The sequence below is a fragment of the Streptomyces colwelliae genome (genome assembly GCF_048158785.1).
Taxonomy (GTDB): Bacteria; Actinomycetota; Actinomycetes; order Streptomycetales; family Streptomycetaceae; genus Streptomyces.
Genome location: NZ_JBLTJC010000146.1, coordinates 1 through 24,221, shown reverse-complemented (window position 1 = coordinate 24,221; position 24,221 = coordinate 1). Strand labels below are relative to the sequence as shown.

The window sequence follows — 24,221 nt, the reverse complement described above, 5'->3', positions numbered from 1 at the left end:
GTCGAGGCCGGTACCAGAGCCGGTGCCGAGGCCGGGTCAGAGGCCGGTGCCGGGGCAAGGGCGGGAACCGAGGTTGAGGCTGTAACCAAGGTTGGGTGCGAGCTCGGAACCGACTCCGGATCCGTACGCGGGTTCAGACCTGCGCTCGGGGTCGGGCTCTGGCTCGCGCTCGGGCCTGGGTACACGCTCGCGCTCGGGTCTGGGCTCGGGGTTCGACTCGGGCCTGGGCCTGGGCTCGGGCTCGCGCTCGCGCTCGCGCTCGAGTTCTGCTGGCTCAACGTGCGACCTCTTTCACGCCGACGCGTGCACCGGCTCGCGTTCCGGCGCACGTACGGAGGTTGAATGCCGCCCCAGGATACGAGCCGGAAGAATCGCCGCGAAGTGAACGATTGTTAGCAGCACTTGCGGGGCAGACGTTGGGGAAGGCGCCGGTTCGTGCGACCCTCGCTTCCCTCCGTGCGCCTCCTCTCCGCCTCCCTGCCGATCAGAGCCGCTCGGCACTCTGGGAGACGGCAAGCGCCGCCCATCGCTCGCCGGTCCCCGTCTCTGTCAACCCGCACCCGACGACCGGCGGACGGCCGCCTGATTCGGGGATTGTTGACATGGCCACACGGAAGTACTCGGCGGGAAGGGTCGGCTCCGCAGCGCTCAGTCTGCTGCTCGCCACCGCCACAATGACACTGGCGGCACGTCAGCGACGCCTGGAAGCGGCACGCCTGGCGGAACAGCGTCTGGAAGAACGGCGGCTGGAACTCGAGGAGTTGGCGATCCGGCGCAAGGCTCTGGCGCATCAGCAGCGTATGCAGTGGGAGCTCCTGGCCCGGGCGATCGACGATCCTTCCCTGGCCTCGGTGATAGACACCTACGACAAGAGCATCCCCGCGGAAAAGCGCCGCCAGTTCTTGTATGCCAACGCGTGGTACGTCCACCTCTTCCATCTCTACCGGGCGGGAATCCTGGACAGGGAGGAGTTGTACCGGCATCTGCGCGAGTTCTTCCAGAGCCCCCTCTTCCGCGAGTACTGGGAGGCATCGAAGGCCCAGCGGGCGTCCCTGAACGAGTCGTCCGAAGAGGCCGGCATCGGGCGCATGGTCGACGGCCTGGTCATGGATCTCGACGAAGCGGACACGGACGAGTGGTGGGTCGTGGGCAACCCGCCGTCCGACTGACAACGCTCGCCCAAGGCGCTTACCGGTCACCCCGCCTGCACCTGGGACACGCCTGAGTGAGTTTTTCGGTGAAGCCACAAACAACTCTCGAACCCAGTAACTTGCTGCTCACAACTGTGCCCACACCCCTTGTAAGGACCGGTAACCCTTGAAGATCGTGCGCCGCATCGGTGTGCCTCCGAGCGCCCGTGGCAGCAACTCAGGAGCGACCTGCCCGGACGTGTTCGAACTCAGTGACGGCAACTTCGCCGTCATCGGCACCGAGGCAACCGATGCGCTGGACGGTGAACTGCCCCCGGACGCCGCACGCGCCGACTACGAACGCATCGTCATCGTGAGTCGGGAAACGCTGATCAGAGCCAAGGCGGACATCCCCGACGCCTGACAGCACCGCACGAGCACGCGTCCACCAAAGACCCGTCCCGTACCCATTGCCCCGGCCGCACGCCACCGTGAGCGAGCCCGGCACCCACCCGGCGAGCGGCCCGGCACCCCGTCACTGCTCGATCACCACCCATGAGGCCTGGCGCCAGAACGGCACCAGGCCACACGCGTTCCTGGCGCCGCCGTCAGCTCATGAGCGGCACCGCCACCGGCGCCCTCACCCCCACATACCGCGCCACCGGCCGAATGATCTTCGAGTCCTCCGCCTGCTCGACCACGTTCGCACTCCACCCCACCACTCGCGCGGCCGCGAACGTAGGAGTGAACATCTCCCGCGGCAGCCCGCAGAGTTCCATGACCAACCCGGCGTAGAACTCGACGTTCGTGTGGAGTTCGCGGCCCGGCTTGAGTTCGGCGAGGATCGTCTCGACCTGGCGCTCGACCTCGACGGCGAACTCGACCCGCGGCCCGCCGAACTGCTGGGCGACCTCGCGCAGCATCCGCGAACGGGGGTCCTCCGTGCGGTAGATCGCGTGGCCGAAGCCCATGATGCGATCGCCGGCGAGGACGCGTTCGCGGATCCAGGGATCGATACGGTCCGGGGTGCCGATCGCGTCCAGGGTGTCCAGGGCCCGGCTGGGCGCACCCCCGTGCAGCGGACCCGAGAGCGCGCCTACGGCCCCGACCAGGCAGGCCGCCACATCCGCCCCCGTCGACGCGATGACCCGCGCGGTGAAGGTTGACGCATTGAATCCGTGGTCAATGGTTGAGATCAAGTATTGCTCGATCGCCCTGGCCTGCTGCTTGTCCGGCTCCGAACCCGTCAGCATGTAGAGGTAGTTGGCCGCGTAGGAGAGGTCCTCGCGCGGCTCCACGGGATCAAGTCCCTGCCCCAGCCGGTACAGCGCGGTCAGCAGTGTGGGTACGGCCGCGGACGCCACGAGGGTGTCCCGGCGGCGCACGTCCGCGTCGATGTCGTACACCGGCCGGAAACCCTTCGCGGCACCGAGCAGCGACAGCGCCGTACGCATGCCGGACAGCGGTCCGGACGTGCCGCTCGCCGCCGCCACGGCGGGCAACGCGGCCCGCACCCCGTCGGGCAGTCGGCGCAGCGCGGCCGTCTCCGCGGCGAAGGCGGCGCCCTGTTCGGCGTCCGGCAGTTCGCCGTGGGCCAGGAGATGCCACACGTCCTCGAAGCCGCGGGTCTGCGCGAGTTCGACGGCGGAGTACTGGCGGTAGTGGTAGAAGCCCTCGATCCCTCGGACGTCACCGATTCGGGTGTCGGTGACGACGACGCCCGCGAGTCCTCGCGGGACCTCGATACGAGTGGCTGCGGCCCTGTTGACGGACATGTTTCCTCCCTGGACTTGATTCAAATGTCCATGGTTGACTCAATCTCTGTCAATATTGATTGAATCAATGTATGCAAGGAGTGGATACCGTGGCGTCCATGCGCGATCAAGAAACCGCTCCCGGTCACCCCGAGCGACGGCTGAGCACCAAGGAGACCGCCGAGCTGCTCGGCGTGAAGCCCGAGACCGTGTACGCGTACGTGAGCCGCGGGCAGCTGGGCAGCAGGCGCGAGCCCGGCGGCCGGGGCAGCACCTTCGACGCCAAGGAGGTGGAGGCGCTCGCCCGGCGCAACAGGCGGGAGAGCAGCGGGAGTTCGGGGTCCGGGGGCGAGTTGTCCGTGCGGACCCGCATCACGCTCATCGAGAAGGACTGGTACTACTTCCGGGGCGTCGACGCGACCGAACTGGCCGCCCGCCATTCCTATGAGGAGATCACCGAGTGGCTGTGGACCGGGGAGCTGCGCCCCGGGATCACGTTCACCGCCCCCAAGGCGGCCGTCGCCGTCGCCCGTCGCGCCGTCGACGCGCTGCCCGAACACACCGGCCCCACCGACCGGTTGCGGGTCGCGGCCATAGCGGCGGCGACTGCGGACCCGCTGCGCTTCGACCTGTCCGAGGACGCCGTGCTAGGCACCGCGCGCAGCCTCATCCCCACCCTCGTCGCGGCCCTGCCTCCGGTGCGGCGTGCCCATCGCGACGAGGGTCCGCTGGCCCACCGCCTGTGGGCACGGCTGAGCGGGCGGCCGGCTGACGAGGCGTCACTGCGCGTCCTGGACACGGCACTTGGTCTTCTCGTGGACCACGACCTGGCCGCCTCGACGCTCGCCGTGCGCGTCGCGGCCTCGGCCCGCGCACACCCCTACGCGGCCGTCTCCTCCGGCCTGGGGGTCCTCGAAGGCCCCCTGCACGGCGCCGCCAGCGGCCTGGCGCACAAGCTGCTGCTCGACGTGCTCGACCAGGGCACCGCCGCCCCGGTGGTCGCGGACGAACTGCGCGCCGGCCGCCGTGTCCCTGGACTCGGCCACCGGCTCTACCCGGGCGAAGACCCACGCGCGCGTGCCCTGTTCGCCCTCCTGAAGGAGATCCCGGGCGCCGCGCCCGCGCTCGCCGCGGCCCGCGACGTGGTCGCCACCACCGCCCGCCACACCCCGCTGCACGCCAACGTCGACCTGGCGCTCGCGGTGCTCACCGTCTCCTCCGGGATGCCGCCCACGGCGGGCGAGACGGTCTTCGCCGTCGCCCGTACGGCGGGCTGGATCGCGCACGCCCTGGAGGAGTACGGGGAGCGTCCGCTGCGCATGCGGCCGAGCGGTCACTACGTAGGCCCCAGACCGCCTCAACCACTACCGGAGTAGGACACGAGCGCGGCCGGAAGTCGCCCCGGGTGAAGTCAGGTTAGGCTCACCTCTGTGAGTACGTGCGCGACCGTCTCTCGGGACCTCGACGAGCCCATTTCCGGAACCGCGGCCACGGCGACGACGTGGCTGCTGCTGGAACAGCCCGGTCCTTGGGGTGCCAAAGCGCTCACTTCGAGCCACCTGGACCCCGTGCTGGGCCGTGCCCTGGAAGCGGCCGCGGCGAACACCGGCGTACGCATCGCGCTCATCCGACGCCCCGGGCGGCACGCCGACCCCGCGCCGTCACGGGTACGGCATGTGTACGCGGCCCACACGGTTCCCGGAAACGTATGGCTGCACAGCGCCACGACCGAGGACCCGGGGCAGTTGCTCGCCCTCGACTTCGGGGCCCTCGGCGCGGGTGACCCGCGCTCGTTCGGTTCGGCGCTCGGCGGGCGGGCCCACACCGGCGAGCCGCTCGCCCTCGTCTGCACCAACGGCAAGCGCGACCGCTGCTGCGCACTCCTCGGCCGCCCCCTCGCGGCCGAACTGGCCGCCTCCGGGGTCGAGGGCGCCTGGGAGGTCACCCATCTGGGCGGTCACCGCTTCTCACCGACGATGCTCGTCCTGCCGTACGGCTACGCGTACGGGCGGGTCGAGGCCCACGGCGTCAAGGAGATCCTCCAAGGCGTCCAGGAGGGCCGCGTGGTCATCGAGGGCTGCCGGGGCGGCTCGGCCTGGGAGCGGCCCGGACAGGCGGCGGAGCTGGCCGTGCGGACGGCGACGGGCGAGTACGCGATGGACGCTCTGAGCGTCGTACGGACGGACGGCGGCGCACCGCGCTGGGAGGTGACCGTCGCGCACACCGACGGACGCCACTGGCGTGTGATCGTCGCCCAGGGCGCGTCGCTTCCGCCCCGCCCGGAGAGCTGCGGGGCGTCGGTCCTCGGCGCACCTGCGCGGATGGACGTGGTGGCGGTGCGCGAGCTGACGACGGCGCTGGCGGGCTGACCCACCCGGCACCGGGCCGCCCGACCGGCTTCCGCCGGAGATCGCCCTCTACGGGAGGCCGGTTTCCCCAAGAACTGGTCAAGAGATCCACGCCACACCCCTAGGGCAGCCCCCACCCCGCCACGTACCGTCAGGGGTATGAGCCCCACTCCCCCCGCACGCCGCCGTCGCCTCGGGCTGCCGCGGCGGGTGTTCTCGCAGGTGCTGCTGATGCAGCTGGCGATCGCCGCGGGAGTCGCGGTCCTGGCGACCGGGCTGTTCCTCGCGCCGCTGAGCAAGCAGCTCGACCAGGAGGCGATGAACCGCGCCCTGGCCATCGCCCAGACCACCGCGCAGCAGCCGCAGATCGTCAAGGACATCCAGGACACCCCGCCGAGCGTGGACGGACCCGTGCAGAAGGAGGCGGAGCGGATCCGGAAGGCCACCAAGGCCGAGTACGTGGTGGTGATGGACTGGCGGGGCATGCGGTGGTCGCACACGACTCCGAGCGAGATCGGCCGTTTCGTCTCGACCTCTCCCGGCCAGCCCCTGGCCGGTCAGGAGGTCAAGGAGATCGACAAGGGCACCCTGGGCCGGTCGGCGCGCGGCAAGGTGCCCCTGCGCGCCGCCGACGGCACGGTCGTCGGGGCCGTCTCGGTGGGCATCAAGTACGACAGCGTCCGCGCGCAGCTGATCAGCGCGATCCCGGGACTGCTGGCGTACGCCGGGGGCGCTCTCGCCGTCGGTGCGCTGGCGGCCTGGCTGATCTCCCGGAGGGTCCAGCGGCAGACCCGGGACCTGGCCTTCTCGGACATCTCGGCGCTGCTCTCGGAACGTGAGGCGATGCTGCACGGCATCCGGGAGGGCGTCGTCGCGCTGGACCGCACGGGCCGCATACGGCTCCTGAACGACGAGGCGCGACGCCTGCTGGGCATCGGCGACGAGGCGGTCGGCCGGTCCCTCGACGAGGCGCTCGGTGAGGGCCGTACGACCGATGTCCTGGCCGGCCGGGTGACCGGCACCGACCTGCTCGCCGTCCGCGGCCAGCGCGTCCTGGTCACCAACCGCATGCCCACCGACGACGGCGGCGCCGTGGCCACCCTGCGCGACCGCACCGAACTGGAGCAGCTCGGCCGGGAGCTGGACTCGACGCACGGCCTGATCGACGCCCTGCGCGCCCAGGACCACGAGCACGCGAACCGCATGCACACCCTGCTGGGGCTGCTCGAACTGGAGATGTACGACGACGCCGTGGACTTCGTCGGCGAGGTGGTCGGTGATCACCGGGCCACCGCCGAACAGGTCACCGAGAAGATCCAGGACCCGTTGCTCGCCGCCCTGTTGGTGGGCAAGGCGACCGTCGCGGCCGAGCGGGGCGTCGCCCTGTGGATCTCCGACCGGACCTGGCTGCCCGACCGGCTGATCGACCCGCGCGGGCTGGTCACGGTCGTCGGCAACCTGGTGGACAACGCGCTCGATGCCGTCGCGGGCACACCGCACGCACGCGTGGAGGCCGAATTGCGGACGGAGGGGCGTACGGCGGTGCTCCGGGTGCGGGACACGGGCCCCGGAATCCCGGAGGAACAGCGGGAGTTGGTCTTCACCGAGGGCTGGTCCACGAAGAAGCCCCCGGCGCACGGCAAACGCGGGATCGGCCTCTCCCTGGTGCGTCGGCTGGCCGAACGGCAGGGCGGCAGCGCGGTGGTGACGGAGGCGTTCGGCGGGGGCGCGGAGTTCGTGGTCGTCCTGCCCGAGGCGCTGACCGAGCCGGACCTGGAACCCGCTCTCACCGCCCCCGGGGAGACCGCCACCGAGGAGGAGTCGCGATGATCGAGGTCCTGGTCGTGGACGACGACACCCGGGTCGCGCAGGTCAACGCGGCCTACGTGGAGAAGGTGCCCGGCTTCCATGTCGCGGCCGAGGCGCACAGCGCGGCCGAGGCGCTCGACAGGCTGGAGGCGCTGCCTCAGCTGGACCTGGTCCTGCTCGACCACTATCTGCCCGACGAGACGGGTCTGTCAGTCGTCCAGGAGATGCGCCGGCGCGGCCTCCAGACGGACGTGATCATGGTGACGGCGGCCCGGGACGTGACGACCGTCCAGGCGGCGATGCGGCAGGGCGCGCTGCAATACCTGGTCAAGCCGTTCGCATTCGCGGGCCTGCGGGCCAAGTTGGAGGCGTACGCCGAACTGCGCCGCACGCTCGACGGCGGCGGCGAGGCCGAACAGGCCGAGGTGGACCGCATCTTCGGCGCGCTGTCGGCGCCCTCGGAGCCCGGGCTGCCCAAAGGGCACTCCCCCACCACCGCGGAACTCGTGCGCCGGTCTCTGATGAACGCCGAAGGCCCCCTGTCCGCCCAGGAGATCGCCGACCGCACGGGCGTGAGCCGGCAGACCGCCCAGCGCTATCTGAAGCTCCTGGAGCGCACCGGACGGGCCAGGCTGACGCTCAAATACGGCGACGCGGGCCGCCCGGAACACCGTTACGTGTGGGCGACCGGCGCCTGAGGGCACGGCCGGTGGGGGCGGGGGAAGGGGCCGTACCCCTTGCCTTCTTTACGGATGCCGACCGCGCGGCCGTCAGCCTGTGGCGTTCTTCACGAACTCGGTCGTGTACGTCTTGTTGAGGTCCACATCGGCGTTCTTGATGGTCGGGTTGAACGCCTTGAGCACCTTCTCGACGGTCTCCGGCCCGTTCGTCGGCATCACGCCGTCCTTGGTGAACATCGGCAGCGTGCTCTTGATCGCGGTGGCGTAGAGGAACTTGTTGCCCTGGGAGTAGTCGGCGGGCATCTTGTCGGCGATCTCGGTCGCGCTGTGGGTGGACATCCACTTGAGCGTCTTGACGAATGCATTGACCATCTTCTGCACAGTGGACTTGTGGCTGTTCACCCAGTCCGTCTGCATGTACAGACTTGACGAGGGGTACGGCCCACCGAGCGCCGCCTGCGAGCCCGCGGGCGTCCGCATGTCGACGAGGATCTTGCCGGCCTTCTTGTCGAGGATCGTGGCGACGGTCGGGTCGGTCGTCATCCCGGCGTCTATGGAGCCCTGTTGGAGCGCCGCGACGAAGGTCGGCCCCGCGCCCACGGCGACCGGGGTGAACTCGCTGACGCTGACGCCGTTCTTGACGGCGAGGTACTTGGTGAGGAAGTCGGTGGAGGAGCCGAGGCCGGTCACGCCGAGCTTCCTGCCCTTGAAGTCCTTGGCCGACTTGACCTTCCCCGCCGCCTTGGTGGAGACGACCTCCACCTCGCCGGGCGCCTGCGAGAACTGCACCACGGACTCGACCGACTTGCCCTTGACCTGTAGGTCCAGCGTGTGGTCGTAGAAGCCGACGGCCCCCTGGACCTGCCCGGAGACGAGCGCGGTCTCGGCCTGGACGCCGGCCGGTTCGCTCAGCAGTTCCACGTCGAGGCCCTCGGCGTCGAAGTAGCCGAGCCGCTGGGTGAGCATCGCGGGCAGGTAGATGACCTTGTCCAGGCCACCGACCATGATCTTGACCTTCTCGCCCTTGCCGTCGCCCTTGCTGGTGGAGGCGGTGGAGGCCGCGTCGTTGGCACAGGCGGTGAGCGAGGAGAGGGCGAGCAGGCCCGAGGCGGCCAGGGCGGTGTATCTGGCGGTCTTGCGCATGGCGGTTCACGTCCTTGTGAGGGTGCGGTGCGGGGAGGAAGGGGGCGTCTTCAACGGGGCTGCGGCGAGGGGCCGTTCAGCTGTCGGAGCCCGACGGCTTCCAGCGGAAGATGCGGTTCTCGGCGAAGGTCAGCAGACCTTCGGCGACGAGGGCGACGACCGCGAGGATCACCATCGCGGCGTACACACCGGCCGCGTTGAAGGTGCCTTGGGACTGCGCGACGAGCAGGCCGATGCCCTTGGTCGCGCCGATGTACTCGCCGACGATCGCGCCGATGAGGGCGAAGCCGAAGCTCACGTGGAGGCTGGTGAAGATCCAGGAGGTGGCGGACGGGATGACCACCTGGAGGGTCACCCTGCGGTCGCTGGCGCCGAGGATGCGGGCGTTGGCGACCAGGTTGCGGTCGACCTCACGGGCGCCCTGGAAGGCGTTGAAGAACACCGGGAAGAAGACGAGCACCACGGCCGAGGCGACCTTGGAGGACGGTCCGAGTCCGAACCAGATCACGAAGATGGGTGCGAGGACGATCCTCGGTATGGAGTTGAGCACCTTGATGTATGGACCAAGGATGTCGGCGAGCAAGGTGATCCGCCCCAGCGCGATACCGAACACGACACCGGCGATCACACCGATCACCCAGCCGAGCAGCGCCTCCTGGAGCGTGGCCCAGATCTGCTCGCCCAGGGAGCCGAGCGCGGTCCCGTGCATCACCCAGGTGTAGATCTGGTCCCAGATCTTCGAGGGCATCGAGAAGTTGAACGGATCGATGACCTTGGCCCGCGAGAGCCACTCCCACAGGCCGAGAACCGCGACCAGGAGCAGCACCCGGGCCGCCCCGACGCCGACTCTGCGTTTACGGGCGGCACGCGCGCGTGAATGCGCGCGGTCGGTCTTGGTGCCGGGCTCGGCCATGGTCGGTACGACCTTGTCCTCGGGCATGACGTCAGGCGACATTGGCCGCACCCCTCTCGCGCGTGATGCGGACCTCTTCGCCCAGCGACTCCCAGATCTCGCGGTAGATCTCGATGAACCGCGGCTCCAGGCGCACGGATTCGACCTTGCGGGGCCGCGGCAGGTCGATGTCGTAGACCTGCTTCACGGTGGCCGGGCCCGCGGTCATCACGACGACCTTGTCGGCCAGCGCGATGGACTCCTCCAGGTCGTGGGTGACGAAGACGACCGAAGTGCCGGTGCCCTCCCACAGTTCCAGGAGTTCGTCCGACATCAGGGCCCTCGTCTGCACGTCGAGCGCCGAGAACGGCTCGTCCATCAGCAGGATCTCGGGGTCGTTGACGAAGGTCGCGGCGAGCGCGACGCGCTTGCGCATACCGCCGGAGAGCTGGTGCGGATAGCGGTCCTCGAAGGCGGACAGCCCGACCCGGGCCAGCCACTCACGCGCCTTCGCCTTGGCCTCCGCCTTCGGTACGCCGCGGAAGCGGGGGCCCGCCATGACGTTGGACAGGACCGTGCGCCAGGGGAAGGTGGCGTCCTGCTGGAAGACGAAGCCGACCTTGTCGCCGACGCCCGAGACCGGCTGCCCGGCCACCAGCACATCACCCTCGGAGGGCTCTTCCAGCCCGCTGACGAGGGTCAGCGTGGTCGACTTGCCGCAGCCCGTGGGGCCGACGACCGCCACGAACTCGCCACGTCCGACGGTGAGATCAAGCCCCCGTACGGCCGTGTGCAGACCCCCCGACGGGGTCCTGAAGGTCTTGCTCGCGCCCCGCAGCTCGATGGCGGGGCTGGTGTCTGCGCTCATGGCCGGGACCGTAGATGTGGCGCGCACCACAACAGCAGTCTTCTGGGCGCAAGCCGTTCTTTTGCTCGCAAGAGCCTGTTGTGCTCGTTTTGCTCGCGCTACAACTGCGGAGCCGAAACACGGGCTTAACGCTCGCCTGGCCTTGAGGAAAGAGGCCCAATGATTGACGTCATGGTCGTGGACGACGACTTCCGCGTCGCCGAGATCAACGCCAAGTACGTGGGAAAGGTTCCCGGCTTCCGGGTCGCCGCCCGCGCGCACAGCGCCGCCCAGGCGCTGGCCACCGTGGAGCGCGGGGCCATCGACCTGGTGCTGCTCGACCACTATCTGCCCGACCAGACGGGTCTTGAACTCGTCCACCGCATGCGGCAACAGGGCCACACCACCGACGTCATCATGATCACGGCGGCCAGCGACGTGACGACCGTGCAACGGGCGATGCGCCTGGGCGCCCTGCACTACCTGGTCAAGCCGTTCACCTTCGCCGCACTGCGCACCCGCCTCGACTCGTACGCCGCGCTGCGCCGCACCGTCGACCGCGTCGGCGGCCGCGGCATCGCCGGCCAGGAGCAGGTCGACCGCATCTTCGGCGCCCTGCGTACGACGACCGCACCGGCCTCCCCCGGCCTGCCCAGCGGCCACTCGGAACCGACCACCGACCTGATCTGCGCCGTCCTGCACAGCGCCGGCCACCCGCTCTCGGCCCACGAGGTGGCCGCCGAGACCGGCCTGAGCCGCTCCACGGCCCAGCGCTACCTCCGCCACCTGGAACAGGCCGGCCGCCTTCGCCTCTCCCTCAAGTACGGCGACACGGGCCGCCCGGAACACCGCTACGCCTGGGTCGCGCCGTAACCACGCGAAGGCCACACACGGCTACGGCACGCGGGCCCGCGCGCCACCGTCGTAGGACGCTCGGACCGTCGTCGTACGACGGCGGGTCGCTGGCCTACGACGACGGTGGGCGCCCCCGCTACACGGCCCCCGCCCCCGTCAGTGCCCGTACCTCGGTCTCCGCGTGCTTCGCCTCGTCCGGGACCTCCGTCGAGGTGACCGTGCCGAGCCAGCCGGCCAGGAAGCCGAGCGGGATCGAGACGAGACCGGGGTTCTGTAGCGGGAAGAACTGGAAGTCGACGCCCGGGAACAGCGATTCGGGACTGCCCGACACGACCGGCGACAGCAGCACGAGCCCGAGCGCGGGGAGCAGCCCGCCATATACGGCCCACACGGCGCCGCGGGTCGTGAAGCCGCGCCAGAACAGCGAGTAGAGCAGCACCGGGAGGTTCGCGGAGGCGGCGACGGCGAAGGCGAGGCCCACCAGGAAGGCGACGTTGAGGTTCCTGGCGATGAGGCCGAGCCCGATCGCCGCGACACCGATGCCGACCGCGGCGACCCGCGCCACGGCCACCTCACTGCGCGGCTTGGCGGTCGGGCGCCGCAGCGACGCGTACAGGTCGTGCGCGACGGATGCCGAGGAGGCCAGGGTGATCCCGGCCACCACCGCGAGGATCGTGGCGAAGGCCACGGCCGCGACGATCGCGAACAGGACGGTGCCTCCGGTGGAATCGGCTCCTCCGCCGAGGTCGAGGGCGAGCAGCGGGACCGCCGTGTTCCCCGCCTCGTTCGACTTCCGAAGGGTGTCCGGTCCCACGACCGCCGCGGCGGCGAAGCCAAGGATGATCGTCATCAGGTAGAACGCGCCGATGAGCCCGATCGACCACACCACGGAACGGCGCGCGGCCCGTGCGGTCGGCACGGTGTAGAAGCGGGACAGGATGTGCGGCAGCCCGGCCGTGCCCAGCACCAGCGCGAGGCCCAGGCTGATGAAGTCGAACCGCGCGGTCCAGTCCCCGCCGTACTTGAGCCCCGGCGCCAGGAAGGCGGCACCGTGACCGCTGCGCGCGGCGGCCGTGAGCAGCAGGTGGTTCAGGTTCCCGTGGAAGCGCACCAGGGTCAGCACCGTCAGCGCGATGGTGCCGCTCATCATCAGGACCGCCTTGACGATCTGGATCCAGGTGGTGGCCCGCATCCCTCCCATCGACACATAGATCACCATGAGCGCCCCGACGCCGATGACGGTCCAGGCCCGCGCGGCCGGACTCGTCCCGCCTAGCAGCAGCGAGACCAGACTGCCCGCGCCCACCATCTGCGCCACCAGGTAGAGAACGGACACGGTGACCGAGGAAGTTCCCGACGCGATCCGCACCGGCCGCTCGCTCATCCGGGCGGCGACCACGTCGGCGAGCGTGAACCGCCCGCAGTTGCGCACCAGTTCGGCGACGAGGAACAGCACCATGAGCCAGGCGACGAAGAAGCCCACCACGTACAGCAGGCCGTCGTAGCCGAACAGCGCGATGAGCCCGGTGACCCCGAGGAACGAGGCCGCGGACAGATAATCACCCGAGATGGCAAAACCATTCTCCATCGGGGAGAAGAGACGCCCGCCCGCGTAGAACTCCTCCTCCGAACCATGCCGGTTGCGGCTCACCCAGGTGGTGATCCCGAGGGTGACCGCGATGAACGCGCTGAACAGCAGCAGCGCCAGCGTCTGATGGTTCCCGGTCACGACGTACCGCCTCGAATGCCTCGTGTCAGTTCCTGTGTGTCCCAGCGCAGTTCGAGCGCGGCCCGGTCCCTGCGCAGCCGCGCGTGCCGGGCGTAGGCCCAGGTGAGCAGGAAGGTGGTGAGGAACTGCCCCAGTCCCGCGACCATCCCCACGTTCACCGCGCCGGTCACCGGCCGGGCCATGAATCCGGGTGCCGTCGTCGCCGTCACGACATAGGCCACGTACCAGGCGAAGAAGACGACGGTGGCCGGCACCACGAACCGCAGATACCGGCCGCGCACCTCCTGGAAGGCCGCGCTGCGCTGCACCTCCAGATACACATCGCCCGCGCGGACGGCGTGGTCCGCGTCCTCCCGGCGCGCGGCGGGCACTTCGGGCGCGGGCCCGCCCGTACCGTCCGTCTCACCCCAGCCGGACGCGAGTGCGTCGTACCAGGGGTCGTGGTACCTCACCTTTCCGGTTGCCTCTGCGGGGGTCAGGTCATGACCTTCGTGGCTCTCGGCCGGACTCTCGTGACCACTCCCGCCACCGCGGGGACGACCGTTGCTTGACTGCATGCCCAAGGATGGACAGAACGGGAAGATCCCCGACTCTTCTTCTCCGCTGTCTTCACCCCATCAGGTGACTCAACCCGCTGGTGGCCGCACCAGTCCCTTGCCGTAGGCGTAACGCACCGCCTGCGCACGGTCCTTGAGCCCCGTCTTGGCGAACAGGTTGTTGATGTGGGTCTTCACGGTCGCCGTGGAGACATGCAGCGTGCGGGCGATCTCCTGGTTGGTCAGGCCCTCGGCGATCAGCAGCAGCACCTCGGTCTCCCGCGCGGTGAGCCCGTCCGGCGGCTCGGTGGGCTCCGGCGACGGCTGCGGCTCGGGCTCCGACAGGCGCTCCAGCAACCGCCGTTGGATGCTCGGCGACAGCCCCGCGTCCCCCGACAGCACGCTCTTCACGGCCCGTACGATCTCGTCGCCGCCCGCGTCCTTGGTGAGATAGCCACGCGCCCCCGCGCGCAGCGCCGGGAACAGCGACGCGTCGTCCGCGAACGTCGTGAGCACCACGACCTGCGTCCCTGGATGCTCGGCGCGGATCCGCCGGGTGGCCTCGACACCGTCGCAGCGCGGCATCCGCAGGTCCATCAGGACGACGTCCGGGGCGAGTTCGGCGACGAGCCGCACCGCCTCGTCCCCGTCTGCGGCGGCGCCTACGACCTCGATCCCGGGGAGCAGGCCCAGCAGCATCACGATGCCTTCCCGTACGACGGTCTGGTCGTCCGCGACCACGACCCGCGCGGGCCTCTTCACGGCCTCATCCGTCATGCGGGCACCTTCAGCGTCACCACGAATCCCTCCTCGTCCGGCCCGGCCCGCAGCGAACCGCCCAGCAGCTCGGCGCGTTCCCGCATGCCCAGCAGACCGTATCCACCTCCCGCCCCGGTGAGTTCGCCCGGCGAGCCGCCCGAGTCCCGTACGTCCAGCGTCACTTCGTGCTCGCCGTAGTCCAGCGTGAGTAGCACCTTGGCGCCCGGGGCGTGCTTGCGGACGTTCGTCAGGGCCTCCTGGGCGACCCGGCGCACGGCCTGCGAGGCCTCGGCGGGCAGTTGTCTGCGATCACCCGTAACGGTGACCTCGGCACGGCCGGTCGTACCGACGATCTCGGTCAGGAAGTCCTCCAGCGGGCTCATCTCGCCCCGCAGCGCGGACAGTGCCTGCCTGGTCTCCACCAGGCCGTCGCGGGCCATCCCCCGTGCCGCGACGACCCGTTCGAGAATCGTCTCCCGGTCGGCGCCCCGCTCGATCAGCAGTCTGGCCGCCTCCAGGTGCACGAGCTGCGCCGAGAGGCTGTGGGCCAGCACGTCGTGGATCTCCCTGGCGATACGGGCCCGTTCCCCGAGCGCGGCGGACTCCGTCTCCGCCGCGCGTGCCATGCGTTCCTGGGCGAGCAGTCGCTGGGCGTTGCCCCGGGCCTCGGCGTCGAGGCGGAGTGTGTATCCGGCGAGGGCCAGCCCGGCCGTGGTGACCGCGGTGGTCAGCCACACGTCGTCGTTGATCGCGGCGTAGATCGCGAGGGACACCGAGGTCACGGGCAGAGCGACCGCGATGGGCAGCCGCTCCAGTGAGACGACCGCGCACCCGCACCAGATGACCAGGGCCAGCACCGTGAAGCCCGCTGCCCGTCCCCCGATCGCGAGCCCGAGTAGCGCCGCGATGAGCGCCAAGGAGGGCCAGAGTCGGTGGGCGAGGGTGGTGCGCCAGAAGCCCCAGGCGACAACCGCGGTCACGAGGATCCCGGCGACACCCCCGGCCAGGGCCCAACCGCGGACGTGGTCTCCGGTGAAGGCCCCCACAGCAGCATGCCGATCACCAGCAGCCGGACGCCCCAGCCGAGCATGCGCCGGGGCTGTGAGATTCCCTCTCTGCCCAGCGCCTCCCGCGAGGGCCAGCGCGTCCAGGCGTTCTCCGTCACGCGCGCTCCTTCCGGGCGGGCCCCGCCACGCCGAAACCGTACGCCGGGGCCGAGCCGGCCGACCCGGTGACGGACTGGGCCCGCCAGGTCAGGACCCCGGAGCGCACCAGCAGCGTGGCCGCGAGGCCGAGTATCAGGGCCGAGCTGTTCTGGTGCACGCCGATCAGCGCGCCCAGGGCGACGAGTCCGACGCGCAGGGCTATGCCGACGATCCAGACGCCCCCGCTCGCCTTGGTGCTCTTGCTCCACACGGAACCGTCCGTCTCGACCCACAGGCGCGTGGTCCAGGCCCAGCCGGCTCCGGTGGCCAGCCCGATGAGCAGCTCGACGCCGAGCAGGAGGGCCGACTCGGTGTGGTGGTGGGCGTCGAGGATGCCGGGCTCGCGCAGCGCCACGACGGCGAGGATCACGGGGAGGAGCCACCAGCGCCGGTCGGTGTCGATCCGACGGGCGCGGAACTGCCGCACGATCACCACCGCGACGACGGCCACGATCACCAACGCGTTGACCAGCCCGGACATCAGAGCCTCCGTGAGCGGAAGAGGATGCCGGCGGCGAGCGCTGCCGACGCCTTCGACGCTACGGAAATTCGCAGGTCGGCAGATCGACGCCAGGGTGGATCGTGGGTGGATCTCCGACCCGCCCCGCTCTCCACCCACGGGTGGAGCCGACCGGCGACGCCATTCCGAGGCCAGCCGGGCGACAGGGGTCCATGTGAGGAACGGAGCGATCGCGCCGGGCCGGGTGCAAGCCTCCGAGCCGCGGCCCGGGCCCGGATCGGACCCGGGTCCGGGCCCAGGTCACGCCCGGGCCCGGCGCGGTGGTCAGGCGTCGATCCTCGACCGGTCCAGCGTCGCGGCCGAGCTGGAGATGAACTCCTTGCGCGGTGCCACGTCGTTGCCCATGAGCAGATCGAAGACCTGCTCGGCCGCGTCCAGGTCGGAGAGGTTGATCCGGCGCAGGGTGCGGTGACGGGGGTCCATCGTCGTCTCGGCCAGCTGGTCGGCGTCCATCTCGCCGAGACCCTTGTAGCGCTGGATGGAGTCCTTGTACCGGACACCCTTGCTCTGGAACTCCATCATCTTCTCGCGCAGTTCACGGTCCGAGTACGTGTAGACGTACTTGTCCTGGCCCTTCTTGGGCTGGACGAGCTCGATGCGGTGCAGCGGCGGCACCGCGGCGAACACCCGGCCGGCCTCGACCATGGGCCGCATGTAGCGCTGGAACAGGGTCAGGAGCAGACACCGGATGTGGGAGCCGTCCACATCGGCGTCGGTCATCATGATGATCTTGCCGTAGCGGGCCGCGTCGATGTCGAAGGTACGGCCCGACCCCGCTCCTATGACCTGGATGATCGCCCCGCACTCGACGTTCTTCAGCATGTCGGTGACGGACGACTTCTGGACGTTGAGGATCTTTCCGCGGATCGGCAGCAGCGCCTGGAACTCGGAGTTCCGGGCGAGCTTGGCCGTACCGAGCGCGGAGTCTCCCTCGACGATGAACAGCTCGCTGCGCTCCACGTCGTCGCTGCGGCAGTCGGCGAGCTTGGCCGGCAGCGACGAGGACTCCAGGGCCGTCTTGCGGCGCTGCGCGTCCTTGTGCTGCCGGGCCGCGATACGCGTACGTGCGGCGGCGACGGCCTTCTCCATGACCACGCGGGCCTGGGCGGCCGCGTCACGCTTCGTCGAGGTCAGGAAGTCCTTGAGCTCCTTGGCGACCACGTTGGCGACGATGCGGCGGGCCGCCGACGTACCGAGCACCTCCTTGGTCTGGCCCTCGAACTGCGGTTCGGCGAGCCGGACGGTGACGACCGCGGTGAGGCCCTCCAGGGCGTCGTCCTTGACGACGTCGTCCTCGGCGACGCGCAGCAGCTTCTTGGCGCGCGCCACCTCGTTCATCGTCTTGACGACGGCCTGCTCGAAGCCGGCGACGTGGGTGCCGCCCTTGGGGGTGGCGATGATGTTCACGTACGACCGGAGCGTCGTGTCGTAGCCGGTCCCCCAGCGCATCGCGATGTCGACGCCGAGTTCGCGGGTGACCTCGGTGGGCGTCATCTGGCCGTGGTCGTCCAGGACGGGCACCGTCTCCTTGAAGGTGCCCTGGCCAGACAGGCGCAGTACGTCGCAGACCGGCTTGTCGTTCGCCAGGTACTCGCAGAACTCGCTGATGCCGCCGTCGAAGCGGAACGACTCCTCTCCCTTGCTGCCGCCCTCGCCGAGGCCGTACTCGTCGCGGACGACGATGGTCAGTCCGGGCACCAGGAACGCGGTCTGCCGGGCCCGCTGGTGCAGGCCCTCCAGGGAGAGCTTGGCGTCCTTGAGGAAGATCTGGCGGTCGGCCCAGTAGCGCACGCGCGTGCCGGTGCGGGTCTTGGGAATCCGCTTGATCTTGCGCAGGCCACCGGGCTCGAACGTGGCGTCCGGACCGGCGTTCGCGAAGGAGCCCGGCACACCGCGCCGGAAGCTGATGGCGTGGGTGTTGCCGCTGCGGTCCACCTCGACGTCCAGCCGCGCGGACAGGGCGTTCACCACGGAGGCGCCCACGCCGTGCAGACCGCCGGAGGCGGCGTACGAGCCGCCGCCGAACTTGCCGCCGGCGTGCAGCTTGGTCATCACGACCTCGACACCGGAGAGGCCGGTCTTGGGCTCGACGTCGACCGGGATGCCCCGGCCGTTGTCCCGGACCTCCACCGAGGCGTCGTCGTGCAGGATCACCTCGATGTGGTCGCAGTAGCCCCCGAGGGCCTCGTCCACGGAGTTGTCGATGATCTCCCACAGACAGTGCATCAGGCCACGGCTGTCGGTAGACCCGATGTACATACCCGGGCGCTTGCGTACGGCCTCGAGCCCCTCGAGGACGAGCAGGTGCCGCGCGGTGTAGTTGGAACCGTCCCGGTCTGCTCCTGCCAGCAGCGCTGTCGACGGCACGGACGTTTCGGCGGTCACGCGGTTCGCTCCTCGCTGAATTTCAGATGAGGCCCTTTTGGGTAAGGGCCCGGCTTCGGTTGCCGCTCAGAGGGTACCGAGGCCTGGTAGAGCCGTTGTAACGCCACCCTCGTCTCCTCCTCACACTAGTCCAGGGTCGTATACCTGTTCGATCCCTCGATGGAGTGAAGTACATATCACGTTCCCTTCGGGGCATGAACCATTTAGGCTCCGGGCACGTCCTCAAGAACAACCGGCAATCCAGCCGGGAGGACCGACCCCGACCCACAGCGCGAACCCGTACAGACACATAGACACGCAATACGGCACATTCGCCGCCAACCGGCAGCACACAGCCGCCCCGGAAGATTTTTTCGAGGAAAAGCCACGAGCGGGAACGTTTTCGGGCTGGTTGGATGTTGACCCTGGTACGACAGCTCGTCGAGCTAGAGAAGAGGCGACGTGACTACTGTTCTGACCCCCGCGAGCCCACTGACGGCCGCCGATCGCTGCGACCGCTGCGGCGCCCAGGCATACCTGCGCGTCGTCCTGCTGAGCGGCGGAGAACTGCTCTTCTGCGCCCACCACGGCCGCAAGTTCGAGCCGGAACTCAAGAAGATCGCCGCTGAGATACAGGACGAGTCGGAGCGGCTGACCTCCGCTCCTGCTGCAAGCGTTCCTGAAGAAGACCGCTGACACATCGCGTCCACGACGAGCCAGCACCGGCCCAGGCCGGCGACGGGCGGCCCCGCTCCTGAACCACAGGAGGGGGGCCGCCCGTCTTCGTACCCGCAGATGCCTCCCAGACGCCGTCAGGCGCCCTTGTGCGGCCCTGGCGAGCCGCGGTGGCGGCCCAGCGTCCGCAGGACGTCCGACACCCTGGTGTAGACACCTGGGCTCCCGGCCCGCCCGCACCCGCTGCCCCACGACACGAGCCCGATCAGCCGCCCCTGGGCGACCAGCGGTCCCCCGCTGTCCCCCTGACAGGCGTCACGGCCTCCCTGGGCCTCTCCGGCGCACAGCATGGACCCGGGGAGGTAGGTGCCGTCGGCACCGGCCGGATACGCCTCCTCGCAGCTCGCGTCGGGCAGCACATGCAGGCGCGCCGCGTGCAGGCTGCCCGCGTAGTCGCCACTGCCGGTGAGATCGCCCCAGCCGTAGACCGTGGCGGCCGTGCCCGCCCGGTAAGCGGTGTCGCCCGCTGCCGCCGCCCTGATGACCGAGCTCTGGGGCAGCGGAGCGGCGAGCGTGAGCACGGCGAAGTCACCGGCGTTGCTGACGGGGTCGTACTCCGGATTGACCCACACATCGCGTACGGCGACCTCCTGGCCCCGGTCCGACAGCAGGTCCGTACGGCCCGCGATGGCCTTGAGGTCGGCCGCGCGGCGCGGCGGCGTCCCCAGGACGTCGTCGCCCATGCAGTGGGCCGCGGTCAGCACGGTGGTCCGGCCGACGGCCACGCCGCCGCAGAACTGCCCCGCCCTGGTACCCCCGAACCGGTCACGGCTGGACAGCGCCACCGTCCAGGGGCTCACGGAGACATCGACCGGGAATCCGCCGACGACGATGCTGTCGGCGGCCGCAGGGGCCGCGGAGACCAGCGGTATGGCGGACGCGGCAGCCGCCAGGACCAGCGGCCGGGTCAGCGCCCGGGCAAGGGGACGACGCATGCACGTTCCTCACTCTGGGATGGTCATGAGAGACCCAGAGTGATCCAGCGCGTCGCGCCGCGCACCCGCGGCCAGCACGAAGGCCCGGCCCCTGAGGGGAAACCGGGCCTTCCGTGTCGTACGACTACGACCTAGTCGAGGTAGTCGCGCAGCACCTGCGAACGCGACGGGTGGCGCAGCTTCGACATGGTCTTGGACTCGATCTGGCGGATGCGCTCACGGGTGACCCCGTACACCTTGCCGATCTCGTCGAGGGTCTTCGGCTGACCGTCGGTGAGACCGAAGCGCATCGAGACCACGCCGGCCTCGCGCTCGGACAGGGTGTCCAGGACGGAGTGCAGCTGCTCCTGGAGAAGCGTGAAGCTGACCGCGTCGGCCGGGACGACGGCTTCGGAGTCCTCGATGAGGTCACCGAACTCGCTGTCGCCGTCCTCACCCAGGGGGGTGTGCAGGGAGATGGGCTCGCGGCCGTACTTCTGGACCTCGATGACCTTCTCCGGGGTCATGTCGAGTTCCTTGGCCAGCTCCTCCGGGGTGGGCTCGCGGCCCAGGTCCTGGAGCATCTGGCGCTGCACGCGCGCGAGCTTGTTGATGACCTCGACCATGTGCACCGGGATACGGATGGTGCGGGCCTGGTCGGCCATCGCGCGCGTGATGGCCTGACGGATCCACCAGGTGGCGTACGTGGAGAACTTGTAGCCCTTGGTGTAGTCGAACTTCTCGACCGCGCGGATCAGACCGAGGTTGCCCTCCTGGATGAGGTCCAGGAAGAGCATGCCGCGACCGGTGTAGCGCTTGGCCAGGGAGACCACCAGACGGAGGTTGGCCTCCAGGAGGTGGTTCTTGGCGCGGCGGCCGTCCTCGGCGATGATCTCCAGCTCGCGCTTGAGCTTGGGGGCGAGCTTGTCGGCGTTGGCCAGCTTGTCCTCGGCGAACAGACCGGCCTCGATGCGCTTGGCGAGCTCGACCTCCTGCTCGGCGTTGAGGAGGGGGACCTTGCCGATCTGCTTGAGGTAGTCCTTGACGGGGTCGGCGGTGGCACCGGCGGCAGCGACCTGCTGCGCGGGCGCGTCGTCCTCGTCCTCGTCGGAGAGCACGAACCCGGCGCTCTCGGCGCCCTCGGGCTCGTCCCCGGTCTTGCCGGGGGTCTCCTCGGTCGCCTCTTCGTCGACCAGCTCGGCGTCGTCCTTCTTGGCGCTGGTCTTCTTGGCTGCCGCCGCAGTCGTCTTCTTGGCGGCGACCTTCTTGGCGACCGCCTTCTTGGCGGGCGCGGTCTTCTTGGCAGCGACCTTCTGCGCGGCGTCGTCCTCGACGGAGGCGTCGGCGGCGGGTGCCGCCGGAGTCGCGGTGGCGGTGGCCTTCTTGGCGGTCACCGTCTTCGCGGCGACCGTCTTGGTGGCGGTGCGCTTGGCCGGACTCTTCGCTGCGACGCTCTTTCGGGTGCGCTTGGGCTCCGCGGCACTGACCATCAGCGTCACACCCTCTTCCTCGAGGATCTGGTTGAGGCTGCGCAGTACGTTCTTCCACTGAGTGGCCGGAATCTGGTCAGCTTCGAAGGCCCGACGCACGTCATCGCCGGCGATCTGCCCCTCAGCCTTTCCCCGCTCGATGAGCGCCATGACAGAGACGGACTCGGCGATCTCCGGCGGGAGCGTACGGGATGTGCTGGCCGACACGAACAACCTCTCGGAACGATGGAAAACGGCTTCCGGCCCCGTCCGGTACGGACAGGAACCGACGACCGCCGACTTGGGGATGGGCCGACGGCGCGGGCTGGGGCCGGGAAGAAACACAGCGCCTTGAACGGCGTCCGTATTCCCTTCCGCGGCTGTCACCTCTTAGGTCATCGCGCAGTGCCCGCGAGCGTTACGCCCAATCTGCGTGGCCCGAGTCACACCCCGTAAGCGTTCAAAAACGGTCAGACACGGGCAGAGGAGGTCACCTGCGGCCGTGACAGGCGCTCCTCAGGGGAATCCGACACCCCGTCGCACCGCCGGACCCCGCCGGATTCCCTGGAGGATCCTGCGGGGTCCGGCGGAAGACGGGCGCCCCGGCCGGGCGCCGCCACGAGAACGCGGCACACCTCGACCGCGCGGGCCATCCCGCGCGCGTCAGTGTTCGCGCGGGGCGGGCACCACGCGCTCCACCTCGGGGTGCACGATGAGCAGCTGCCGCATGGCCGCCTCGGCCGCCGCACCGTCTCCGGCGGCGAGGGCGTCGACGATCCGGGCGTGGTGCCCCAGGGAGGCCTCGGTCGGGCGGTCACAGCCCGTGACGGGGCCGCCGGAGACCTGGAGGGCGGAGGAGACGATCCCGGAAAGGTGCTCCAGCATCCGGTTGCCCGCGACCTGGATGAGCAGCGAGTGGAACTCGGCGTCCGCGCGGGAGAAGGTCAGCGCGTCGCCCTGCCCCATGGCGTGGCTCATGATCTCGACCATGTCGGAGAGGCGCTGCTGGACGTCCTCGCGCCCGTGCCCGGCGGCGAGGCGCGCGGCGAGCGGCTCGATCGTCCAGCGCAGCTCGCTCAGCTCACGGCGCTGGTTGTCGCGCTGCGGGCCGAAGGCGCGCCATTCGATGATGTCCGGGTCGAGGAGGTTCCAGTCGCTGACGGGACGCACGCGCGTGCCGACGTTCGGGCGGGCGCTGACCAGGCCCTTGGCCTCCAGGACGCGGAGCGATTCGCGGACGACGGTGCGGGAGACCTCGAAACGCTGGCCGATCTCCTCGGGCACCAGCGGGCGGTCGGCACCCAGGTCCCCGGAGACGATCATCTGACCCAGCTGCTGGACGAGTTGGCCGTGCAGCCCGCGTCCGCGGCTGCCCGCGGCACGCCGGCCCACGCGGCCCAGCTCGGGGTCGGAACCGTCCCAGGAAGGGGCTCCGAGGCGCTCGGTGACGGGCGCCTCGGCAAAGGGGTAGCGGTCGAGTTCGCCCGGGCCGGCGAGACCGGAGTCTGCGGAGCGGGCGGCGGTCATCATGGTGTGCGCAAGGGTACTCACGGATCCTTTGTCGGCGCTGTCCCCAACTCCCTTGAGGTCTTTGGTGAAAAGCACACGAAAGGGTGATCGCTCACCCCGTCGCAATTGACGCCTTATCGGAAAGAAATGGGCTTTCTACGGGGAGTTGTGCGCAGAGCGGCACCCGAAGGGTGCGGGCGGTCGTCATCGGACCCTGCTACGCAGGGTCGTGAGCAGATACGCGCAGAGCAGCGCGGTCAGCGACAACGTCAGTGCCCCGCCCACGGGTTGGGCGATCACCCGCGCCGCTGCGGACAGGTAACGCTCTCCCCCGAAGGGCCACTGCAGCAGGAACACCTTCCGCATCCGCAGCGGAAAGCCTTCCGCGGTCCGCACGGCGGGCCCTTCCAGCACCTTGTGCACGAGGGGGACGACGAGAATCGGTACGGCGACCACCGCGGCGAGCCCGGCCGTGGTGGACCGGAAGACACCGGCGGCCAGAACGCCGGCCCAGGCGCAGCCGACGACCAGGCCGATCCAACTCGCGCTCATCGAAAGCCAGTCGGCGGGAACTTGCGCGAGCTCCCGTCCGTAGACGAGATAGAGCACTTCGGCGTCGCAGCCCACTGTGAGGAATGCCAGCAGCAGTGCGGTGGCCGCGGAGACGAGGAGCTTCGCGACGAGCAGCCCCATCCGGCGGGGCACGGTGCCGCGGTCCGCCGCCAGGGCAGGGTGGCGGAACTCGTCGCCGAACGCGAACGCCCCGAGCAGTCCCGCACCAAGCGCCGCGGGCGGCAGGGGCAACTCCCGCGGCCACGCGGCCAGGAGACGCTGCTGTGGGGTGTGCCCGATGCGGGCGAGCAGGAGCGCGGTGAGGGCGGAGACGACGAGCATGGCGGCCCCGGTCAGAAATCCGGTACTGACACCGGCGGCCCGACGCAGCTCGTAGCGGAGCGGACGCAGCGGGCTGGGGGCGGAGCGGACGGAGAGGGGGCTGTCTCTTATACACTTCTGACGCTGTCA

General features: G+C 69.9%; 21 protein-coding genes and 1 pseudogene. 8 read left to right on the top strand and 14 right to left on the bottom strand.

Going from position 1 to position 24,221, the window contains the following annotated elements:
• The first annotated feature begins 602 nt into the window (after nucleotides 1-602).
• Nucleotides 603-1,169, top strand: a complete 567-nt coding sequence (locus ACNFOC_RS27645; RefSeq protein WP_393753286.1) for a DUF6082 family protein — start codon at nucleotides 603-605, stop codon at nucleotides 1,167-1,169.
• 148 nt (nucleotides 1,170-1,317) lie between these two features.
• Nucleotides 1,318-1,554: a hypothetical protein gene (locus ACNFOC_RS27640; protein ID WP_393753287.1), complete on the top strand. Its 237-nt coding sequence runs from the start codon at nucleotides 1,318-1,320 to the stop codon at nucleotides 1,552-1,554.
• 184 nt (nucleotides 1,555-1,738) lie between these two features.
• Here ACNFOC_RS27640 and ACNFOC_RS27635 read toward each other — a convergent pair whose 3' ends face one another.
• Nucleotides 1,739-2,905 (bottom strand): citrate synthase/methylcitrate synthase, encoded by a 1,167-nt coding sequence (locus ACNFOC_RS27635; RefSeq protein ID WP_416961796.1) that lies wholly within the window; start codon nucleotides 2,903-2,905, stop codon nucleotides 1,739-1,741.
• 98 nt (nucleotides 2,906-3,003) lie between these two features.
• Between ACNFOC_RS27635 and ACNFOC_RS27630 the strand changes: the two genes are divergently transcribed.
• The 4 genes from ACNFOC_RS27630 to ACNFOC_RS27615 all read left to right on the top strand — a co-directional run bounded on the left by ACNFOC_RS27630 (nucleotide 3,004) and on the right by ACNFOC_RS27615 (nucleotide 7,739).
• The gene (locus ACNFOC_RS27630) at nucleotides 3,004-4,260 is read left to right on the top strand and encodes a citrate synthase (protein ID WP_416961795.1); all 1,257 of its coding nucleotides are present in this window, start codon (nucleotides 3,004-3,006) and stop codon (nucleotides 4,258-4,260) included.
• A gap of 54 nt (nucleotides 4,261-4,314) precedes the next feature.
• Nucleotides 4,315-5,253 (top strand): ferredoxin family protein, encoded by a 939-nt coding sequence (locus tag ACNFOC_RS27625; RefSeq protein WP_416961794.1) that lies wholly within the window; start codon nucleotides 4,315-4,317, stop codon nucleotides 5,251-5,253.
• Nucleotides 5,254-5,391: 138 nt separating this feature from the next.
• Nucleotides 5,392-7,062 carry a sensor histidine kinase gene (locus ACNFOC_RS27620; RefSeq protein ID WP_416961793.1) on the top strand — a complete coding sequence of 557 codons (1,671 nt, stop codon included), beginning with the start codon at nucleotides 5,392-5,394 and terminating at the stop codon, nucleotides 7,060-7,062.
• Nucleotides 7,059-7,739 carry a response regulator gene (locus tag ACNFOC_RS27615; RefSeq protein ID WP_416961792.1) on the top strand — a complete coding sequence of 227 codons (681 nt, stop codon included), beginning with the start codon at nucleotides 7,059-7,061 and terminating at the stop codon, nucleotides 7,737-7,739. The genes ACNFOC_RS27620 and ACNFOC_RS27615 overlap by 4 nt, the downstream gene beginning before the upstream one ends.
• Before the next feature lie 72 nt (nucleotides 7,740-7,811).
• On the opposite strand, the gene ACNFOC_RS27610 is transcribed toward ACNFOC_RS27615, so the two are convergent.
• The 3 genes from ACNFOC_RS27610 to ACNFOC_RS27600 form a co-directional block, all read right to left on the bottom strand.
• The gene (locus ACNFOC_RS27610) at nucleotides 7,812-8,864 is read right to left on the bottom strand and encodes an ABC transporter substrate-binding protein (protein ID WP_416961791.1); all 1,053 of its coding nucleotides are present in this window, start codon (nucleotides 8,862-8,864) and stop codon (nucleotides 7,812-7,814) included.
• Between the two features lie 76 nt (nucleotides 8,865-8,940).
• A complete protein-coding gene (locus ACNFOC_RS27605; RefSeq protein ID WP_416961790.1) occupies nucleotides 8,941-9,819 on the bottom strand; it encodes an ABC transporter permease in 879 nt (292 codons plus the stop codon).
• Complete coding sequence (locus ACNFOC_RS27600) at nucleotides 9,809-10,624, bottom strand: ABC transporter ATP-binding protein (RefSeq protein ID WP_416961789.1); 816 nt, start codon at nucleotides 10,622-10,624, stop codon at nucleotides 9,809-9,811. Before ACNFOC_RS27600 ends, ACNFOC_RS27605 begins: the two co-directional genes overlap by 11 nt.
• Nucleotides 10,625-10,783: 159 nt before the next feature.
• Between ACNFOC_RS27600 and ACNFOC_RS27595 the strand changes: the two genes are divergently transcribed.
• Nucleotides 10,784-11,476: a response regulator gene (locus ACNFOC_RS27595; protein WP_416961788.1), complete on the top strand. Its 693-nt coding sequence runs from the start codon at nucleotides 10,784-10,786 to the stop codon at nucleotides 11,474-11,476.
• 118 nt (nucleotides 11,477-11,594) lie between these two features.
• Here the strand turns inward: ACNFOC_RS27595 and ACNFOC_RS27590 are convergent, their stop codons facing one another.
• From ACNFOC_RS27590 to ACNFOC_RS27565, 6 genes and pseudogenes are all read right to left on the bottom strand, one after another.
• Nucleotides 11,595-13,187, bottom strand: a complete 1,593-nt coding sequence (locus ACNFOC_RS27590; protein WP_416961787.1) for a monocarboxylic acid transporter — start codon at nucleotides 13,185-13,187, stop codon at nucleotides 11,595-11,597.
• Nucleotides 13,184-13,744 (bottom strand): DUF485 domain-containing protein, encoded by a 561-nt coding sequence (locus ACNFOC_RS27585; protein ID WP_416961786.1) that lies wholly within the window; start codon nucleotides 13,742-13,744, stop codon nucleotides 13,184-13,186. Before ACNFOC_RS27585 ends, ACNFOC_RS27590 begins: the two co-directional genes overlap by 4 nt.
• 69 nt (nucleotides 13,745-13,813) lie before the next feature.
• A complete protein-coding gene (locus ACNFOC_RS27580) occupies nucleotides 13,814-14,500 on the bottom strand; it encodes a response regulator transcription factor (protein ID WP_416961785.1) in 687 nt (228 codons plus the stop codon).
• Nucleotides 14,497-15,647, bottom strand: a pseudogene (locus tag ACNFOC_RS27575) (sensor histidine kinase). Before ACNFOC_RS27575 ends, ACNFOC_RS27580 begins: the two are co-directional and overlap by 4 nt.
• Nucleotides 15,644-16,168, bottom strand: a complete 525-nt coding sequence (locus ACNFOC_RS27570) for a DUF1453 domain-containing protein (protein ID WP_416961784.1) — start codon at nucleotides 16,166-16,168, stop codon at nucleotides 15,644-15,646. The pseudogene ACNFOC_RS27575 and the gene ACNFOC_RS27570 overlap by 4 nt, the downstream one beginning before the upstream one ends.
• Nucleotides 16,169-16,471: 303 nt before the next feature.
• Complete coding sequence (locus ACNFOC_RS27565; RefSeq protein ID WP_416961783.1) at nucleotides 16,472-18,592, bottom strand: DNA gyrase/topoisomerase IV subunit B; 2,121 nt, start codon at nucleotides 18,590-18,592, stop codon at nucleotides 16,472-16,474.
• Between the two features lie 441 nt (nucleotides 18,593-19,033).
• On the opposite strand from ACNFOC_RS27565, the gene ACNFOC_RS27560 reads away from it, so the two are divergent.
• Entirely contained in the window at nucleotides 19,034-19,267 is a 234-nt protein-coding gene (locus ACNFOC_RS27560) for a DUF7455 domain-containing protein (RefSeq protein WP_019061015.1), read from the top strand.
• Nucleotides 19,268-19,383: 116 nt separating this feature from the next.
• On the opposite strand, the gene ACNFOC_RS27555 is transcribed toward ACNFOC_RS27560, so the two are convergent.
• The 4 genes from ACNFOC_RS27555 to ACNFOC_RS27540 form a co-directional block, all read right to left on the bottom strand.
• The gene (locus tag ACNFOC_RS27555; RefSeq protein WP_416961782.1) at nucleotides 19,384-20,241 is read right to left on the bottom strand and encodes a S1 family peptidase; all 858 of its coding nucleotides are present in this window, start codon (nucleotides 20,239-20,241) and stop codon (nucleotides 19,384-19,386) included.
• A 131-nt stretch (nucleotides 20,242-20,372) separates the two neighbouring features.
• Complete coding sequence (locus tag ACNFOC_RS27550) at nucleotides 20,373-21,917, bottom strand: RNA polymerase sigma factor (RefSeq protein ID WP_416961781.1); 1,545 nt, start codon at nucleotides 21,915-21,917, stop codon at nucleotides 20,373-20,375.
• A gap of 435 nt (nucleotides 21,918-22,352) precedes the next feature.
• Nucleotides 22,353-23,240 carry a FadR/GntR family transcriptional regulator gene (locus ACNFOC_RS27545; RefSeq protein WP_416961780.1) on the bottom strand — a complete coding sequence of 296 codons (888 nt, stop codon included), beginning with the start codon at nucleotides 23,238-23,240 and terminating at the stop codon, nucleotides 22,353-22,355.
• A gap of 162 nt (nucleotides 23,241-23,402) precedes the next feature.
• Nucleotides 23,403-24,092, bottom strand: coding sequence for a hypothetical protein (locus ACNFOC_RS27540; RefSeq protein ID WP_416961779.1), 690 nt, complete (start codon nucleotides 24,090-24,092; stop codon nucleotides 23,403-23,405).
• Nucleotides 24,093-24,221 lie beyond the last annotated feature (129 nt).